Source organism: Microbacterium sp. NPDC003461 (assembly GCF_053588335.1).
The window spans coordinates 29,271-46,321 of the sequence record NZ_JBSFPT010000008.1; the positions used below are offsets into that span (position 1 = coordinate 29,271).

The window sequence follows — 17,051 nt, forward strand, 5'->3', positions numbered from 1 at the left end:
CGAGCCCGTTCGACTACGGAATATTCCCGGCTAAATACAGACCCGAACAAAGGGGTTCCCATGTCTGATGCCGTCGGCGCTCCCCGCGCGCTGAACGATCCGCACCGCTCGCGTCTCGCCGCGCTTCCGCGCCGGACCGCGGGATTCGTCCTGGCACTGGTCGCGGGGCTGGTCTTCACGCTGCTCGCCGCTCCGCCCGCCCACGCCAACACACTCGACGGGGTCTGGCACAACCCGTACGGGGCCGACGAGCTGTATGCGACGCAGCCGACGGAGCGTTCACCACGCGACCCGATGGCCGGCGACAACGTCACCGTCCGGGCGACGACGTGGCCGGTGGCGCCGGGCCAGTCGGTCTGGGTGACGTGGAGCGTGAACGGCGTCGCGCAGACTCCGCGCGGGGCATCCTGGGACTACAACTCCGGCAACAACACGTATTGGAAGCTCGATCTGGGTTCCTTCGCCCGGGGCGACGTCGTCGAGTACACGGTTCACGCCGACGTCAACGGCGGTGGGCAGCGCAGCTCAGGGCCGTTCTCCTTCACCACGACATCCTGGAGCACGGTCACCGACGTCACGTCGGTCGTCGACAACGGCACTTCCGTCGACATCGTCACGGGAGACAGCGCTGGCGATTTCACGCCGAAGGTGCGCTTCGCCTTCCCGCGCCTCGACGGCTTCGACGTGCAGATCGCACCCACGGGCGCGGGGCTCGAGCTGAGCGGGCTGCCGGACTACACCGTCACCGACGGCGCGAGCCAGGTCGAGATCGCCACCGACGAGCTCGTCCTCCGGATCGACAAGAACCCCTATCGCCTGTCGGTCTACGAGGGCGACGGCACGACGCTCATCACCCGCCAGTACGACCCCGCGGTCTTCCGGAACATCGGTTGGGCGAGCGACGGCGAAACGACTGTGACCCGCATCGAGGATCACTTCCTCACACCCACGGGCGAACGGTTCGAGGGGTTCGGCGAACGGTACGACCGGCTCGACCACCGGGGAACCGACGTGCACAACTACGCCTACAACCAGTACCAGGACCAGGGCGCGACGCGCCGCACCTACTACTCGGTGCCGTACTTCGCCAACTCCGCCGGCTACGGCATCCACGTGCCGAGCACGCGCTATGCGATCTTCAATCTCGCGACGCACCTCGACGACATGGCCGGATTCACGGTCGACACGGGAGGCGCCCTGGACTCCACGCTGACGTACCAGTTCTTCACCGGCGACCAGACCGAGATGCTCGACGACTTCACGGCCGAGACCGGCCGTCCGCTCCTTCCGCCGAAGTGGGCGTTTGGACTCTGGGGCTCCGCCAACGAGTGGAACAACCAGGCCGAGGTCGAGGCCTGGCTCGACCAGGTGGAGAGCTCCGGCATCCCGCACAGCGTGCTCGTGCTCGAGCAGTGGAGCGACGAGGCGACGTTCTACCTCTGGAAGGACGCGCAGTACACCCCCACCGACGGCAGCACGCCGCTGCAGTACGACGACCTCACGTTCCCCAGCGGAGGTGCGTGGAGCGACCCCAAGCAGATGATTGCCGAGGCGCACGCCCAGAACGTCAAGGTGCTCCTCTGGCAGATTCCGGTGCTGAAGGAGAACTTCACCTCCAACCCGGCCACGGCGCCGCAGCAGCACCTCAACGACAAGGCGTATGCGCAGGCCCAGGGCTACCTGGTCGACGACGGCACGGGGCAGCCGTACCGCATCCCCACCGGACAGTGGTTTGGAGACAGCACGGTGCCCGACTTCACAGATGCCGAGGCCACGGACTGGTGGATGGACAAGCGGCGGTACCTCGTCGAGGAGCTCGGTGTCGACGGCTTCAAGACCGACGGGAGCGAGGCGCTCTTCGGGCGTGACCTGATCGTCAGCGACGGGCGCCGCGGTGACGAGATGCACAACGCCTACCCGAACGAGTTTTTGGCCGATAACCCCCTCTTGGCTCAGACCTGGCCCGGGCACGACGAAACCCCCGCGATCCAGGGATCGGCGGGGGTTTCGGGTGGCGGTGACGGTGGGATTTGAACCCACGGTAGGGGGTTACCCTACACAACTTTTCGAGAGTTGCACCTTCGGCCGCTCGGACACGTCACCGGGGTCGAGTTTACGCGACGTTCTCCTGGCGCGCCAATCGGCGGCGCCCCGCCCGCGAGAATCCAGGCCCGCGCCGAGAATCCGCGGGCGCCTGGATTCTCAGCACGGGGATGGATTCTCGCCGCTCATCCGAGCCCCGCGGCGAGCGGGCTCAGTGCTCGTCCTCCATGAGCATGCCGACCGAGGTGGCGCACGCGTCGCCGCGCCAGGCCTCGAGGCCCTCGCGCACGGCGAAGGCGGCGATGACGAGGCCGGCGATCGCGTCGGCCCACCACCAGCCCAGCAGGCTGTTGAGCACGAGGCCCGCGAGCACCGCCGCCGACAGGTAGGTGCAGATGAGGGTCTGCTTCGAGTCGGCCACGGCGGTGGCCGATCCGAGCTCGCGGCCAGCGCGACGCTCGGCGAACGACAGGAACGGCATGATCGCCACGCTGAGCGCCGTGATGACGATCCCGAGCGTCGAGTGCTCCACGTCGGCGCCCCCGGCGAGGGCCATCACCGAGGTGAAGGTGACGTACGCGGCGAGCGCGAAGAAGGCCACGGCGATGACGCGCAGCGTGCCGCGCTCCCACCGATCCGGATCACGCCTGGTGAACTGCCACGCGACGGCGGCCGCCGAGAGCACCTCGATCGTCGAATCCAGGCCGAACGCGACGAGCGCGGCCGACGAGGCCGCGGCGCCCGCGGCGATGGCGACGACCGCCTCGACGACGTTGTAGGCGATGGTCGCGGCGACGATCCAGCGGATGCGCCGCTGCAGGACGGATCGGCGATCGGGAGACAGGGCGGTGGCGGTCATGCGCAGGTGCAGCTCTCTCCGGCGCAGCAGCCGGGCTCGACGTACAGGACGACGCGCAGCAGCTCGTCGAGCGCGGGCGCGAGGTGGGCGTCGGCCAGCCGGTACCAGCTGCGGCGCCCCTCGGGCACGGCCTCGACGAGGCCGCAACCGCGCAGGCACGCGAGGTGGTTCGACATCGACTGCCGCGACACCCCGAGCGCGTCGGCGAGATCCGCCGGGTAGGCCGGCGCCTCGCGCAGCGCGAGCAGCACGCCGACGCGGGTGGGATCCGACAGGGCGTGGCCGAAGCGGGCGAGCGCGGCCGTGTGCGTCACGGTCGCGGTGGCGGTGGCGGTCGACATGGGTCCGATAGTACACGTTTTGGTGTACTCACAGACGCGCGAAGACCGCCCCCGGTGTGCCCGGTGCGGCATAGCCTGGGCGCATGAGCGCCCCCTCGCAGACGCGCGTGCTGTGGATCGCGATCCTCGCCTCGTTCGTCGCCTTCCTCGACGGCACGGTCGTGAACGTCGCCCTGCCGGCGATCGACCGCGAGCTGGGCGGCGGGCTCACGACGCAGCAGTGGGTGGTGGACGGCTATCTCGTCACGCTCGGCGCGCTCATCCTCGTCGCCGGATCGGTGAGCGACGCGTTCGGTCGGGCGCTGGTGCTGCGGATCGGCCTCGTCGGGTTCGGCATCGCCTCGCTCGCCATCGCGCTGGCGCCCGATCCGCTCATCCTCGTCGTCGCGCGCATGGTGCAGGGCGCCGCCGGCGCGTTCCTCGTGCCGAGCTCGCTCGCGCTCATCACGTCGACGTTCGACGGCCCGGCGCAGTCGCGCGCCATCGGCACGTGGACCGCGCTCACGACGGGCGCCATGATCGCCGGGCCGCTCATCGGCGGCGCGCTCGTCGATCTCGCCAGCTGGCGCCTCGCGTTCCTCATCAACGTCATCCCGATCGGCATCACGCTCTGGATGCTCCGCGACATGGCCGATCCGCCCCGCCGCGCCGACGCCCGCATCGACGTGCTCGGCGCGGCGCTGTGCGTGCTCGGCTTCGGCGCGCTCGTGTTCGGGCTCATCGAGCAGCCGAACCTCGGCTGGGCGCACCCGGCCATCCCGGGATCGCTCGCGGGCGGCGCGATCCTCTTCGCGCTGTTCCTGCTGCGCCAGCGCGCGGCGCGGTCGCCGATCCTGCCGCTGGACGTGTTCCGCGTGCGCAACTTCTGGACGGGCAACGTCGCCACGGCGCTCATCTACGGCGCGCTCTCGCTCAACGGCTTCGTCGTGGCGGTCTACCTGCAGGAGGGCGCCGGGCTCTCGGCGACCCTTGCCGGCCTGGCGAGCCTGCCCACGACGATCCTCATGATCCTGCTCAGCTCGCGGATCGGCGCGCTTTCGGGCCGCTGGGGCGCGCGGATCTTCATGACGGTCGGGCCGCTCGTCATGGCGGCGGGCTCGCTGCTGCTGCTCGCCGTCGCGCCGGAGTTCGACTACTGGTGGCAGGTGCTGCCGGCCATGATCGTGTTCGGCCTCGGGCTGTCGATCACCGTTTCGCCGCTGACGGCCGCGATCCTGGGCGCGATCGAGCCCGCGCGCAGCGGCATCGCGAGCGCCGTCAACAACGCCGTCTCGCGCGTGGCCGGCCTCGTCGCCATCGCGGCAATCGGCACCATCGTGGGCGGCACCCTCGACCTCGAGGGCTTCCACCGGGCGGCGATCGTCGTCGCCGCGCTCACGGCGGCGGGCGGCGTCGTGTCGTGGCTCGGGATCCGCAACCACGCGCGGCGGGCGGAACCGGCCGACGCGAACTAGAGCACGTCTGGCCCTAGCTCGAGCTCGACGGGCGAGGCATCCTCCTGGAATCACCTTCCCTCGCGGTGTATAAATGTTCCGTCGAGGGAAGGTTTTTACATGGAGTTCGTGACGACGGAGGAGGCCGCGAAACGGCTGGGCGTGTCCACGCGCCGTGTCGTCGACATGCTCACGAGCAAGCAGCTCGCAGGACAGAAAGTGCACCGCAGCTGGCTCGTGTCAGCCGCGGCCGTCGACGAGCGCGAGCGACTGCAGCACAGCCGCGGCCGGCCGGTGAAGGCGACCACGGCGCGCGCGGTGATCGGCGCGCTGTCAGCGGGCACCGCGCTTCCGGTGAGGCAGCAGGCCATCGTGCAGCACCGGGGGGCCGGGCAGCTCGCCGCGGCGCTGGCGCGCTCGGTGAGGGTAGAACGGTTCGCGACCCGAAGCCCAGAGCTCGCAGCCGAGCACCTGCACTTCACGGGAGAGAACGCACTCGCGCAGATCGTCGCCCACGCGGGCGACGCTCTTGCCGGGCGGGCCCGGCAGCTGCACGGCTATCCGAAGGACATGAGTTTCGAGGATCTCGTCGACCACGCCATGCTCGTGCGCGACGACGAGAACCCGCGGGTGGTGCTCTACCGGTTCGAGGACGAGATCTTCCCTTGGCGCAGCACGCCGGCCGCGCTGGTCGCCGTGGATGCGGCGCGCAGCGAGGTCTCCCGGGTGCGCGCGGCAGGCCTCGAGGCGCTGGAGCGGATGAGGAGCCGATGGCTGGCCGAGCTCACGTAGTCGAGGTGCCGGCGGAGATCCCGCCGTGGCCACTGGCGTTCGAGGTCGCCGCCTCGACTCCACCCGGCAGCTGGGCGCTCGTCGGCGGGCTCATGGTGCACGTGCACGCGCTGCGCGCCGGAATCGAGGCCACCCGTCCGACAAACGACATCGATCTGCTGCTGAACATCGGGGCGAACTCCGTCTCCCATGTCGCCGGCCCTCTCACCCGGCTCGGATTCGTCGCCGTGGACCCGTCGCCGGGTAACCCCATCCATCGCTTCACGAGAGGCGAGGAGGACGTCGTCGACGTGATGGTCGCGCGCGACGTGCGCGCGCGCACGCGCTGGCAGCTGCGCCCGCTGCTGCGCTCGCCCGGCGCAGCGCAGGCGCTGCAGCGGCGCGACACCTACACGCTCAGCTCGACCGCCAGGTCGGCGACCGTCGAGGTTCCGGACGAGCTCGGCGCGATCATCGCCAAGGCCGCCGCGTACGCGGTGGACTCTCGCAACCCCGGGCGACACCTCGAGGACCTCGCCGTCCTCGCCGCGGCCGCCGGGAACCCGCGCACCCTCGGCCTGGGCACTCTCACCCGCAAGGATCGCCAGCATCTTCGCCGGGTCATCCCGTACCTGGCCGAGGACCGGCACCCAGCGTGGCGAGTGCTCGGCTCCTACGATCAGACGATCGGTCAGAGAGTGTGGGCGGCGATCACCACGGCGTGCACACCATGAGCACGGGCGATGCCGCAGAGCAGCTGCCACGACCTCGAAGGCGCATGCCGGTGACCCGCCGCCCCGCAGGCATGCCGCGGGTCCGCGCGCGCCTACGGCCCGCAGTCGCACCACGAACCTCGTAGCCACGCGACTGTATGGGCTCGCAATCAGCGGACGCGAGCTAGTCCACCGCTGCCCGGACGCACCGGCGGAAATCCCGTGTCACCGGGGATTCCGGTGAATCCTCGGCGGCGCGCCGGTGAACACTCCCGCGCGCCGATGCGGCGGCACGCGGGCGGGCCTAGCTTCTGCGGTGACGGCTGTGCCCGCGGCCGTCACCCCTGAGTCGAAGGAGATCTCCCGTGCGCATCACATCCGTCTCCGCGTTCGCGGCGGCCGCCGCGCTCGCCGCCGTCGCGGCGCCACTGCCGGCCGCCGCCGCCGAGGCCACCGGCGACCTCGTCGTCACCCGCTTCGACGACCGCTACGCCGACGGGCTCTACGACCCGTCCCTCACGGCACCCTCCGGCGACGCGGACCGCCTCAACACCGCGCTGCCCGCGCAGCTCGTCGACGTCAACGGCGAGCGCTGGTACGTGAGCGCCGACGAGGACGGCCTCTACCGCTTCGACGACGTGCCCGTCGGCCCCGCCAAGCTCTACCTGATGTACCCGAACAACCCGCCCGGCGAGGTGCTCTTCGACGCCACGGGCGCCGAGAGCGCCGCCGACATCACCCGGCTCGACACGGCGGAGTACTTCGGCGTGCAGGGCGTGCTGGACGTCGTCATCGACGAGGACGGCGAGGAGCGGCTCATCGGCATGTCGGCGCTGCGCCTGGCGGCCAACGTCGAGCTCGCCGACGGCACCCCGATCTCGGGGGCGAGCGTCGAACTCGGCTCGGGCGGCGACTGGTACCCCGCCACGGAGTACGGCTTCGCCGGCGGCGAGGGCACGTACGAGGCGTTCCGCCCCGAGGGCGGCTACGTGCGGCACCTGCCGGGGCAGCTCGGCGTGCGGATCGACGCGCCGGAGGGCTACGAGGTCGCCGAGGTGACCGCGGCCGACAACAACGAGTTCGCCGTGACCGAGGCCGACGGCGCGTGGTGGTTCAGCTCGACCGAGGTGTGGAACTACTTCTGGAACCCCGCGTTCACGATCACGCTCGAGGAGGCCGCGCCGACCGACAGGACCGCGCCGACCGCCACGGTCAAGCAGGGCGCCGATCCGCCCCGGCGTCTTCGGCGGCCGCAGCGGCGAGAACACGATGATCGTCTACGACATCGCGGGCAACTCCCGCGAGGTGACGTTCATCCTGAACTGATCCACCCCGCGCGGCCCCTCTTCCACAGGGAGAGGGGCCGCGCGCTGCGTGTCGGACGCCCCGCCTACCCTGGAGGCATGGCCTCGAAGCGACCCGCACCCGCCCCGTTCCGGTGCACGGAGTGCGGATGGACGACCGCGAAGTGGGTCGGCCGCTGCGGCGAGTGCCAGCAGTGGGGCACCGTCGTCGAGGCGGTGCAGGCGCCTGCGGCCCGGCGCGTGGAGTCGATGATCCCCACGGCGGCCGCCACGCCGATCACGCGGATCGAGACGAGCGAGGCACCGCGCCGCCCCAGCGGCATCGGCGAGTTCGACCGGGTGCTGGGCGGCGGCGTCGTGCCGGGCGCGGCGATCCTGCTCTCGGGCGAGCCGGGTGTGGGCAAGTCGACGCTGCTGCTCGAGGTCGCGGCGCGCGCGGCCAGCGAGGGCCGTCGCGTGCTGTACGTGAGCGCCGAGGAGTCGCCGGCGCAGGTGCGGCTGCGCGCGGAGCGCACGGGCGCGCTGCACGACGAGCTGTACCTGGCGAGCGAGACCGATCTGGCCACGATCCTGGGGCACATCGACTCGGTGCAGCCTCAGCTCGTCATCGTCGACTCCGTGCAGACGGTCTCGTCCTCGCTGTCGGACGGCGCGGCCGGCATGCCCGGCCAGGTGCGCGAGGTCGCGGCCACCCTCATCCGCGTGGCGAAGGATCGCGACCTGCCGATCATCCTCGTCGGGCACGTCACGAAGGACGGGCAGGTCGCGGGACCGCGGCTGCTCGAGCACCTCGTCGACGTCGTGTGCCAGTTCGAGGGCGATCGCCAGACCGCGCTGCGCTTCGTGCGCGCGCTGAAGAACCGCTTCGGGCCGACGGACGAGGTGGGCTGCTTCGAGATGACCGGCGACGGCATCTTCGAGGTCCCCGACCCGAGCGGCCTGTTCCTGTCGCAGGGCTCCCCCGAGCCGGGCACGTGTGTCGCCATCGCGCTCGAGGGCCGCCGCGCGCTGCCCGTGGAGGTGCAGGCCCTCACCATCCCGACGAGCGCGCCGAACCCTCGGCGCGTGGTGCACGGCGTCGACGCCTCGCGCGTGGCGATGGTGCTCGCCGTGCTCGAGCGGCGGGCCGGCATCAAGACGAGCGACCAGGACGTCTACGTCTCGACCGTGGGAGGGGTGCGGTTCACCGAGCCGGCGGCCGACCTCGCGATCGCGATCGCCGTGGCCGGCTCGGTGCGCAACTTCAAGGTGCCTCGGCAGCTCGCGGCGATCGGCGAGCTCAGCCTTGCGGGCGAGGTGCGGCCCGTCGCCCAGGCGGATCAGCGCCGCACGGAGGCCGCCCGCCTCGGCTACCGGCAGGTGGTCGACAACGGCGCCAAGCGCCTGCGCACCGCGCTCGACCACGTGCAGGCGAGCGGGCCGAGGCCCCTCGACGACGTGCCCGACTTCTGATCCGCGGCGACGCCCCTACGAGAGGCGGCGCTCGAGGCGCACGGTGGACCTCGCGGTCACCGGTTCCGACCCTGTCGGCGGCGCGGCGTCACGAAGAACAGCGCGAGCGGGACGATCACGCCCGCCGCGCACAGACCGAGCGACAGCCACGGGGACATGCCCCCATCCTGTCAGCGATCCGGGCGGCCCGGAACCCCTCCGGCCGTCAGGCCTCGAGGGCGGCCAGCAGGTCGGACGGGGAGGCCTGCATGGGGTGCGGGCCGGCGATGTCGAGGAACACCGTCGTGATCTCGTCGGCGTGCGCGGTGAGGAACGTGCGCAACCACTGCGGCGAGTAGACGCCGAACGCGGGCGGCAGGTTGGCCGGCTTGTGGCGCGCATCGCTGAACAGCAGCAGCGCCACCTCGCCCGTCGCCGGATCGCGGAAGGTCCAGACCTCCCCGCCCTCGAGCGGGTTGTCGCGCGGGCCGGGCTTGATGAGCGGCACGATCGTGTTGCCGTTGCGCAACGCCAGCGCGACCGCGGCCATGTCCTGCTTCTCGAGCGCCTGCGCGAGCGCCTCCGAGCGCACGTCCTGCTCGGTCAGCTTCGGGGGCTTGCGCTTCTTGGCCATGGTTTCAGCCTAGGCGGGCGTGCGCGGCGGTGCCCGGCGTTGCGGTGGTCGCTTCATCTCCGCGGCCTCCGGCCGCTCCGTTCAGCAACCGATCCGGCCGCTCGGTTCAGCAGCCGAGGGGACGCAACCGATCCGGTGCGTCCCCTCGGTTGCCGGACGATCACTCCTTGTTCATGGCGTCCTGCGCGCGTCCCGCGATCTTCTCCACGGCGTCGGGCACCTCGGTCGTGCCGTAGAACCGCACATCGGGGTGGGTGGGCGGCGGCATGGTCGCGCTCGTCGTGGGGCCGTCGTGGTACGTGAACTCGCCCTTGCCGTCGGGCGTCGGTCCCGATGCCCACGGGCCCTCGCTCGCGGCGGCGCCGCCGCTGAAGTTCAGGTACTGGTACGACACCTCGCGGTGCTCCTTGTCGATCGGGAAGTTGCTCGGCACCGGCAGCTCCTCCACACCGTTCTCCTTCAGGTCCTCGATCGCGGTGAGCCACTGGTTCTGGTGCATCGTGTCGCGTGCGAGCAGGAAGGCCAGCAGATCCCGCACGCCGGCGTCGTTGGTCATGTGGTACAGTCGCGCCACCTGCAGGCGCCCCTGCATCTCGCCGTTGGCGTTGGCCGTGAAGTCGGCCATGAGGTTGCCGCTGGCCGTGATGTAGCTGCCCTGCCACGGATTGCCGTTGCTGTCGACGGGGCGGGCGCCCGCGCCGGCGACGATCGGCTGCTGCAGGCTCGACCCCGGGGCGTCTGCGACAATGCCCGGAGCGCGGGCCGAGCTCGGGCGGAACCCCGAGGCAGCGCGGATCAGCCCAGGATGAACTGGCGCGACGAGGTCGAGGCGATGCCGCCGATCTCGACCGCGAGGTGGTACGACGATCCACCGGCCGGGGCCGCCGGGCGGCCCTCGGAATCGCACGTGTCGACGGCCGAGCGGGTGCGATCCCAGACCACGGGCTCGGCGCTCGTGACCTCCTGCCCGGCGGCGAGCGTGACGACCATGTCGATCGGGTCGCGCTGGCAGTCGGTGGAGCGCCACCAGGTGTCGTCGCCGCTCGTGATCGTGAAGCGCTGCTGCGACGTGCCGACGTTGAACGTGCAGTCCACGTCGCCGGTGTTCACGAGCCGGATCGACAGCTGCGGCTGCTCGCCCTCGGCATACACGTCCTTGTCGGTGAGCGCCTCCACCTGGATCGCGTTGGGGTCGCAGGCCTGCGGCTCACCGGCGTCGGTCGGCGTGGAGCTGGGTTCCGGGCTCGCCGAGCCGGACGGCGCGGGTGTCGGTTCACCCGTGGGCAGCGGCGTGCTCGCGGACGGTGTCGGCTCGGCGTCGGCGAACAGCGCCCGCCACGGCTGGGCGTTGACGGCCCAGACGATGCCGGCGGTGATGCCGCCGACGACGAGCAGCGCGAGCAGGAGCACCGCGATCCGCCGACGCCGGTAGACGGCGGGGGAATGACGGCGGGCGCTCACGTCTTCAGGGTAGGCGTCGGCGCGGCTCAGAGCCGCTTGAGCATGCGGGTGTTGCCGAGGGTGTTCGGCTTGACGTGCGCGAGGTCGAGGAACTCGGCCACGCCCTCGTCGGGGCTGCGCACGAGCTGCGAGTACACATCGGGGTCGACGATCTGCTCGCCGATGGGCGTGAAGCCGCGGCGCGAGAAGAAGTCGACCTCGAAGGTCAGGCAGAACAGGCGGTTCACGCCCAGCTCGCGGGCGTTGTCCTCGAGGCGCTCGACGATCGCGCGGCCGACGCCGCGGTGGAGCCAGTCGTCGCGCACGAGCAGCGTGCGCACCTCGCCCAGGTCCTCCCACATCACGTGCAGCGCGCCGCAGCCGACGATCTCGCCCGCCGCCTCGGCCACGACGAACTCGTGTGTCGCCTCGTACAGGACGACGAGGTCCTTGCCCAGCAGGATCCGGCGCTGCACGTACGGCTCGAGCATGTCGCGGATCGGCAGGATGTCGGCCGTGCGCGCGGGCCGCACCAGGAACTCGCTCATCCCTCCAGGGTATGGGCCGGTTGCTCGACGCCGCCTGCGCGCCGGATCGGGACGTCCGGATAGAGTCCTCGGGTACGTCCGCGCCGTCGAAGAGGTCTCATGTCGTCACCGGAACCGCAGCCCGGCCAGCGGGTCGTCATCCGCTACACGGACGGCGGATCGCCGACCGACGCCGTCGGCTCGGTCACGGCCGCCGCCGAGTCGTCCGTGACCGTCGAGACCAAGCGCGGCGCGGTGACGATCCCGCGCGAGACGATCCTGCTCGTGCACGAGCTGCCGCCCGCGCCCACGCGGCCGGGCGCGCTGCACCGGATCGTGTCGGCCGAGGATCTGCAGCGGATCGCCGCCGCCACGTGGCTGCCGAAGGACTCGGCGTGGCTGCACGCCGACAACCTCAGGGCCGAGGAGCGCGACGAACCGCCGAGCGTGCAGGCCGGCTGGCTGCTGCGCGCCAACGGCGGCGTGACGCACCGCGCGAACTCCGCCCTGCCCCTGGGCGATCCGGGCATGCCGCCCGAGCAGGCGCTCGAGCTCGTGACGGCGTGGTTCGCCGAGCGGGATCAGCGGCCGGCGTTCCTCATCCACTCGTCCGCGGGCACGACCGAGCTCGCGCCCGCATGCGCGGCGATCGCACCGCGGTTCCGCGACGCGGGGCTCGCGCCGTCGAAGCCGACGCTCGTGCTGACGGCCGCGACGCGCGAGGTCGCCGGCGGCGCCGACCGGCCGGCCGAGGCCGCGCCCGGCGGACTCGAGATCGTCGAGCACGACGAGCCGCACGCCGTGCACTTCGAGGCGTGGGGGCGCCCGGTCGGCTCCCCCGGCCACGAGGCCTACCGCCGACTGCTGTGCGGCCCCGAGTCGCGCACCTTCTTCTCAGCGATCGAGCGGGGTGCCGATGGCGCCACGACGCTCGTCGGCACCGTGCGGCTGGCGATGGCGCAGAAGTGGGCCGTGGTCTCCGACCTCGTCGTCGCGCCGGCCTACCGGCGCCGCGGCGCGGGCCGGGCCCTCGTGCGCGCGGCCGCCGCGGGAGCCGCCGTGCGCGGTGTGCGCTCCGCCCTCGTGCAGGTGCAGGCGGGCAACGAGGCCTCGCTCGGGCTCATGGCCTCCCTCGGCTTCGCCGAGCACCACCGCTACTGGCACGCGCGCGTGCCGGAGTAGGCCGCCGCTCCGGTTGCGGTGGTCGCTTCATCTGCGCGGCCTCCGGCCGCTCCGTTCAGCAACCGAGGGGTCACCGCCCCGGGCGACGCGAAAGGGCGGCCCCCGGAGGGACCGCCCTTTCGTGCGTCAGGTCAGCTGCCGAGCGCCAGATCCGGCGTGCCGGAGATGCCGCCGGCGGTGTTCACGCCCACCGCCACGCGCTCGCCGCGCGGGGCGTTCTCGAACGTGAACCGGCCGTCCTCGACGTCCACCTTGATGTGGTGGCCGGCCTCGAGGGTGCCGGCGAGGATGCGCTCCGAGAGCTGGTCCTCGATCTCGTGCTGCATCGCGCGGCGCAGCGGGCGGGCGCCGAGCGCCGGGTCGAAGCCGATCTCGATGAGGCGCTCCTTGGCGGCGCGCGACAGCTCGATCGTCATGTCGCGGTCGAGCAGACGGTCGTTGAGTCGCTTCGTGAACAGATCCACGATCTGGATCAGCTCCTCCTTCGACAGCTGCGGGAACACGATGATGTCGTCCACGCGGTTGAGGAACTCGGGCTTGAAGTGGCGCTTCAGCTCCTCGTCGACCTTGCCCTTCATCCGCTCGTACGTCGTGGTCGAGTCGCCCTCGACCTGGAAGCCGACCGGGCCACCGGCGATCGCCGACGAGCCGAGGTTCGTCGTCATGATGATCACGGTGTTCTTGAAGTCGATCACGCGGCCCTGACCGTCGGTCAGACGACCCTCCTCGAGGATCTGCAGCAGCGAGTTGAAGATGTCCGGGTGCGCCTTCTCGATCTCGTCGAAGAGCACGACCGAGAACGGCTTGCGGCGCACCTTCTCGGTGAGCTGGCCGCCCTCCTCGAACCCGACGAATCCCGGAGGGGCTCCGAACAGGCGCGAGACGGTGTGCTTCTCGCCGAACTCGCTCATGTCGAGCGAGATCAGCGCGCCCTCGTCGTCGAAGAGGAACTCGGCGAGCGCCTTGGCGAGCTCGGTCTTTCCGACGCCCGTGGGGCCGGCGAAGATGAACGAGCCCGAGGGGCGCTTCGGGTCCTTGAGGCCGGCGCGCTGGCGGCGGATCGTCTTCGAGAGGGCGGCGATCGCCTCCTCCTGGCCGATGACCCGCTGGTGCAGCGCCTTCTCCATGAAGACGAGACGGCTGGTCTCCTCCTCGGTGAGCTTGAACACCGGGATGCCCGTGGCCTGCGCCAGCACCTCGGCGATCAGGCCCTCGTCGACCACCGCGTGCGACTCGATGCTGCCCGAGCGCCACTGCTTCTCGAGGCGCAGGCGCTCGCCCAGCAGCGACTTCTCCTCGTCGCGCAGAGCGGCGGCCTTCTCGAAGTCCTGCTCCTCGCTGGCGGCCTCCTTCTGCTCGCGCACCTTCGCGATGCGCTCGTCGAACTCGCGCAGCTCGGGCGGGCTCGACAGGATCGACAGGCGCAGGCGGGCGCCGGCCTCGTCGATCAGGTCGATGGCCTTGTCGGGCAGGAAGCGGTCGCTGATGTAGCGGTCGCTGAGGTTGGCGGCCGAGACGATGGCGCCGTCCGTGATCTGCACCTTGTGGAAGGCCTCGTAGTGGTCGCGCAGGCCCTTGAGGATGTTGATCGCGTGCGGCAGCGACGGCTCGTTGACCTGGATCGGCTGGAAGCGGCGCTCGAGCGCGGCGTCCTTCTCGAAGTGCTTGCGGTACTCGTCGAGCGTCGTGGCGCCGATCGTCTGCAGCTCGCCGCGGGCGAGCAGCGGCTTCAGGATCGAGGCCGCGTCGATCGCGCCCTCGGCGGCGCCGGCACCCACGAGGGTGTGGATCTCGTCGATGAAGACGATGATGTCGCCGCGGGTGCGGATCTCCTTGGTCACCTTCTTGAGGCGCTCCTCGAAGTCGCCGCGGTAGCGCGATCCGGCGATCAGCGATCCCAGGTCGAGCGAGTACAGCTGCTTGTCCTTCAGCGTCTCGGGCACCTCGCCCTTGACGATCGCCTGCGCGAGGCCCTCGACGACGGCGGTCTTGCCGACGCCGGGCTCGCCGATCAGCACGGGATTGTTCTTGGAGCGGCGCGAGAGGATCTGCATCACGCGCTCGATCTCCTTCTCGCGCCCGATGACCGGGTCGAGCTTGTTCTCGCGCGCGGCCTGCGTGAGGTTGCGGCCGAACTGGTCGAGCACCTGCGATCCGCCCTGAGCCTGCGCGGTCTGCTCGGCGCCGGCGCCCACGGCGGCCGGCTCCTTGCCCTGGTAGCCCGAGAGCAGCTGGATGACCTGCTGGCGCACCTTGTTCAGGTCGGCGCCGAGCTGCACGAGCACCTGCGCCGCGACGCCCTCGCCCTCGCGGATGAGGCCGAGCAGGATGTGCTCCGTGCCGATGTAGTTGTGGCCGAGCTGCAGCGCCTCGCGCAGCGACAGCTCCAGCACCTTCTTCGCGCGCGGCGTGAAGGGGATGTGGCCGGTCGGCTGCTGCTGACCCTGGCCGATGATGTCCTGCACCCGCTCGCGCACGGCATCGAGCGAGACACCCAGGGACTCGAGAGCCTTCGCGGCGACGCCCTCGCCCTCGTGGATGAGGCCGAGCAGGATGTGCTCGGTGCCGATGTAGTTGTGGTTGAGCATCTTCGCCTCTTCCTGGGCGAGCACAACCACACGACGGGCACGGTCGGTGAATCTCTCGAACATGTCACTCCTCCGGGCACTTGGGCCTTCGGGACGCGGGGTGCAGGAAGCGCACCTCGCGCCATGGATTCCACCGTAACGACGGATCCCGGCCGGGGCGCCCGTGTTCGCCGTGGGCATAGCGCGCCGACGCGGTCGTCGCGGCCCTCCGCCGGGAGGCGCGAAACGTTCCGTCACACGGCGCCGGGAACATCCCAAGGGCCTCTAACGTTGACCAGCGTGCCACCGGGCACCCCTCGAAACGGAGAACCATGAGCACCACCACCCCCGCGAGAAAGGCGCGCGCGAAGCGGCCCTTCTACGCGTCGTTCGGATTCCAGGTCATCGCCGCCCTCGTGGTCGGCATCGCGCTGGGCCTGCTCGCCCGCCAACTGGGCGCCACACAGGAGAACCCGAACGGCCTGTTCACGACGCTCGACACCATCGGCAGCTCGTACGTCACGATCCTGCGCGCCGCCGTCGTGCCGCTCGTGTTCACGGCGATCGTCGCGAGCATCTCGAACCTGCGCCGCGTGCAGAACGCCGCGCGGCTGGCGGGCCAGACCCTGCTGTGGTTCGCGATCACGGCGTTCATCTCCGTGGTGATCGGCATCGCGCTCGGCCTCGTGATCCGCCCGGGCGACCGCGCCGGCGGCGACCTCGAGGCGGCCGAGCCGAGCCACGTGGGCACGTGGTGGGACTTCCTCATCGGCCTCGTGCCGCAGAACTTCCTCGGCCTCGGCGTCTCGGGCGCCGTCGACCCCGAGACCGGCGACTTCAGCGGCGGGGTCTCGTTCAACATCCTGCAGATCATCGTCGTCTCGGTCGTCGTCGGCCTCGCGGCGCTGCGCGCCGGCCGCAAGGCCGAGCCGTTCCTCGCCTTCACCGAGTCGCTGCTCCGCGTGATCCTGCGCGTGGTGTGGTGGATCATCCGGATCGCCCCGCTCGGCACGCTCGGCCTCATCGGCGCCGCCGTGGTGAAGTACGGCTGGGAGCGCCTGACCTCGCTCGCGTGGTTCGCGGGCGCGATCTACATCGGCCTCGCGCTGGTGTTCTTCGTCGTCTACCCGCTGCTGGTGAAGTTCCACGGCCTGTCGATCAAGCAGTACTTCTCGGGCGTGTGGCCCGCGACCCAGTTCGGCTTCGTGAGCCGCTCGTCGCTCGGCACGCTGCCGCTCACCCAGCGCGTGGCGGAGCGCAACTTCGGCGTGCCGCGCGAGTACGCCTCGTTCGCCGTGCCGTTCGGCTCGACGACGAAGATGGACGGCTGCGCCGCGATCTACCCGGCGATCGCCGCGATCTTCGTGGCCCAGTTCTTCAACATCGAGCTCACGCTCATCCAGTACGTGCTCATCGCCCTCGTCTCGGTCGTGGGATCGGCCGCGACGGCCGGCACCACGGGCGCGACCGTGATGCTCACGCTCACGCTGTCGACCCTGGGCCTGCCCCTCGAGGGCGTCGGCCTGCTGCTGGCGATCGACCCGATCCTCGACATGGGCCGCACCGCGGTGAACGTCACCGGCCAGGCGATCATCCCCGCGATCGTCGCCAAGCGCGAGGGCATCCTCGACCTCGACCTCTACAACGCGCCGCGGGAGGGCCTGCCCTTCCAGGATGAGGAGGAGTCCGAGTCGGAGGCCGCCTCGGACGCCGAGGCGACCGGCACCCAGGAGCCCGTCGCGGCTCGCTGATCCATCCGTCCGATGGCCCGTCTCCCCTCGGGGAGGCGGGCCATCGGCGTTCCCG

The 17,051-nt window shown here is 71.1% G+C and carries 13 protein-coding genes, 1 tRNA gene and 1 pseudogene; 7 read left to right on the forward strand and 8 right to left on the reverse strand.

Translation table 11 applies throughout. The annotated features are described in order from the left end of the window. The first annotated feature begins 60 nt into the window (after positions 1-60). Positions 61-2,034, forward strand: a complete 1,974-nt coding sequence (locus ACWDR7_RS05205; protein WP_449853867.1) for a TIM-barrel domain-containing protein — start codon at positions 61-63, stop codon at positions 2,032-2,034. On the opposite strand, the gene ACWDR7_RS05210 is transcribed toward ACWDR7_RS05205, so the two are convergent. The 3 genes from ACWDR7_RS05210 to ACWDR7_RS05220 form a co-directional block, all read right to left on the reverse strand. Then, a tRNA-Ser gene (locus ACWDR7_RS05210) sits at positions 2,013-2,103 on the reverse strand. The genes ACWDR7_RS05205 and ACWDR7_RS05210 overlap by 22 nt on opposite strands. A gap of 151 nt (positions 2,104-2,254) precedes the next feature. Beyond that, on the reverse strand, positions 2,255-2,902 hold the full coding sequence (locus tag ACWDR7_RS05215) for a cation diffusion facilitator family transporter (protein ID WP_449853868.1): 648 nt from the start codon (positions 2,900-2,902) through the stop codon (positions 2,255-2,257). After that, positions 2,899-3,243 carry an ArsR/SmtB family transcription factor gene (locus ACWDR7_RS05220; RefSeq protein WP_449853869.1) on the reverse strand — a complete coding sequence of 115 codons (345 nt, stop codon included), beginning with the start codon at positions 3,241-3,243 and terminating at the stop codon, positions 2,899-2,901. The genes ACWDR7_RS05215 and ACWDR7_RS05220 overlap by 4 nt, the downstream gene beginning before the upstream one ends. 83 nt (positions 3,244-3,326) lie before the next feature. Between ACWDR7_RS05220 and ACWDR7_RS05225 the strand changes: the two genes are divergently transcribed. The 4 genes from ACWDR7_RS05225 to radA all read left to right on the forward strand — a co-directional run bounded on the left by ACWDR7_RS05225 (position 3,327) and on the right by radA (position 8,916). After that, positions 3,327-4,697 carry an MFS transporter gene (locus tag ACWDR7_RS05225; protein ID WP_449853870.1) on the forward strand — a complete coding sequence of 457 codons (1,371 nt, stop codon included), beginning with the start codon at positions 3,327-3,329 and terminating at the stop codon, positions 4,695-4,697. Between the two features lie 99 nt (positions 4,698-4,796). Next, positions 4,797-5,468, forward strand: a complete 672-nt coding sequence (locus ACWDR7_RS05230; RefSeq protein ID WP_449853871.1) for a helix-turn-helix domain-containing protein — start codon at positions 4,797-4,799, stop codon at positions 5,466-5,468. Then, complete coding sequence (locus ACWDR7_RS05235) at positions 5,447-6,181, forward strand: hypothetical protein (protein WP_449853872.1); 735 nt, start codon at positions 5,447-5,449, stop codon at positions 6,179-6,181. The genes ACWDR7_RS05230 and ACWDR7_RS05235 overlap by 22 nt, the downstream gene beginning before the upstream one ends. A 1,382-nt stretch (positions 6,182-7,563) precedes the next feature. Further along, entirely contained in the window at positions 7,564-8,916 is a 1,353-nt protein-coding gene (gene radA, locus ACWDR7_RS05240) for a DNA repair protein RadA (RefSeq protein WP_449853911.1), read from the forward strand. 205 nt (positions 8,917-9,121) lie between these two features. Here radA and ACWDR7_RS05245 read toward each other — a convergent pair whose 3' ends face one another. The 4 genes and pseudogenes from ACWDR7_RS05245 to ACWDR7_RS05260 all read right to left on the reverse strand — a co-directional run bounded on the left by ACWDR7_RS05245 (position 9,122) and on the right by ACWDR7_RS05260 (position 11,517). After that, positions 9,122-9,529, reverse strand: a complete 408-nt coding sequence (locus ACWDR7_RS05245; protein ID WP_449853873.1) for a dehydrogenase — start codon at positions 9,527-9,529, stop codon at positions 9,122-9,124. A gap of 160 nt (positions 9,530-9,689) precedes the next feature. Beyond that, positions 9,690-10,253: pseudogene (locus ACWDR7_RS05250) on the reverse strand (manganese catalase family protein); the annotation flags it as partial. A 71-nt stretch (positions 10,254-10,324) separates the two neighbouring features. Further along, complete coding sequence (locus ACWDR7_RS05255) at positions 10,325-10,990, reverse strand: hypothetical protein (protein WP_449853874.1); 666 nt, start codon at positions 10,988-10,990, stop codon at positions 10,325-10,327. Between the two features lie 26 nt (positions 10,991-11,016). Further along, positions 11,017-11,517, reverse strand: coding sequence for an amino-acid N-acetyltransferase (locus tag ACWDR7_RS05260; protein ID WP_449853875.1), 501 nt, complete (start codon positions 11,515-11,517; stop codon positions 11,017-11,019). Between the two features lie 99 nt (positions 11,518-11,616). Between ACWDR7_RS05260 and ACWDR7_RS05265 the strand changes: the two genes are divergently transcribed. Beyond that, positions 11,617-12,678: a GNAT family N-acetyltransferase gene (locus ACWDR7_RS05265; protein WP_449853876.1), complete on the forward strand. Its 1,062-nt coding sequence runs from the start codon at positions 11,617-11,619 to the stop codon at positions 12,676-12,678. A 131-nt stretch (positions 12,679-12,809) separates the two neighbouring features. Here ACWDR7_RS05265 and ACWDR7_RS05270 read toward each other — a convergent pair whose 3' ends face one another. Beyond that, positions 12,810-15,329 (reverse strand): ATP-dependent Clp protease ATP-binding subunit, encoded by a 2,520-nt coding sequence (locus ACWDR7_RS05270; protein ID WP_449853877.1) that lies wholly within the window; start codon positions 15,327-15,329, stop codon positions 12,810-12,812. A 248-nt stretch (positions 15,330-15,577) separates the two neighbouring features. Between ACWDR7_RS05270 and ACWDR7_RS05275 the strand changes: the two genes are divergently transcribed. Next, positions 15,578-16,996 carry a dicarboxylate/amino acid:cation symporter gene (locus ACWDR7_RS05275; RefSeq protein WP_449853878.1) on the forward strand — a complete coding sequence of 473 codons (1,419 nt, stop codon included), beginning with the start codon at positions 15,578-15,580 and terminating at the stop codon, positions 16,994-16,996. Positions 16,997-17,051: the final 55 nt, after the last annotated feature.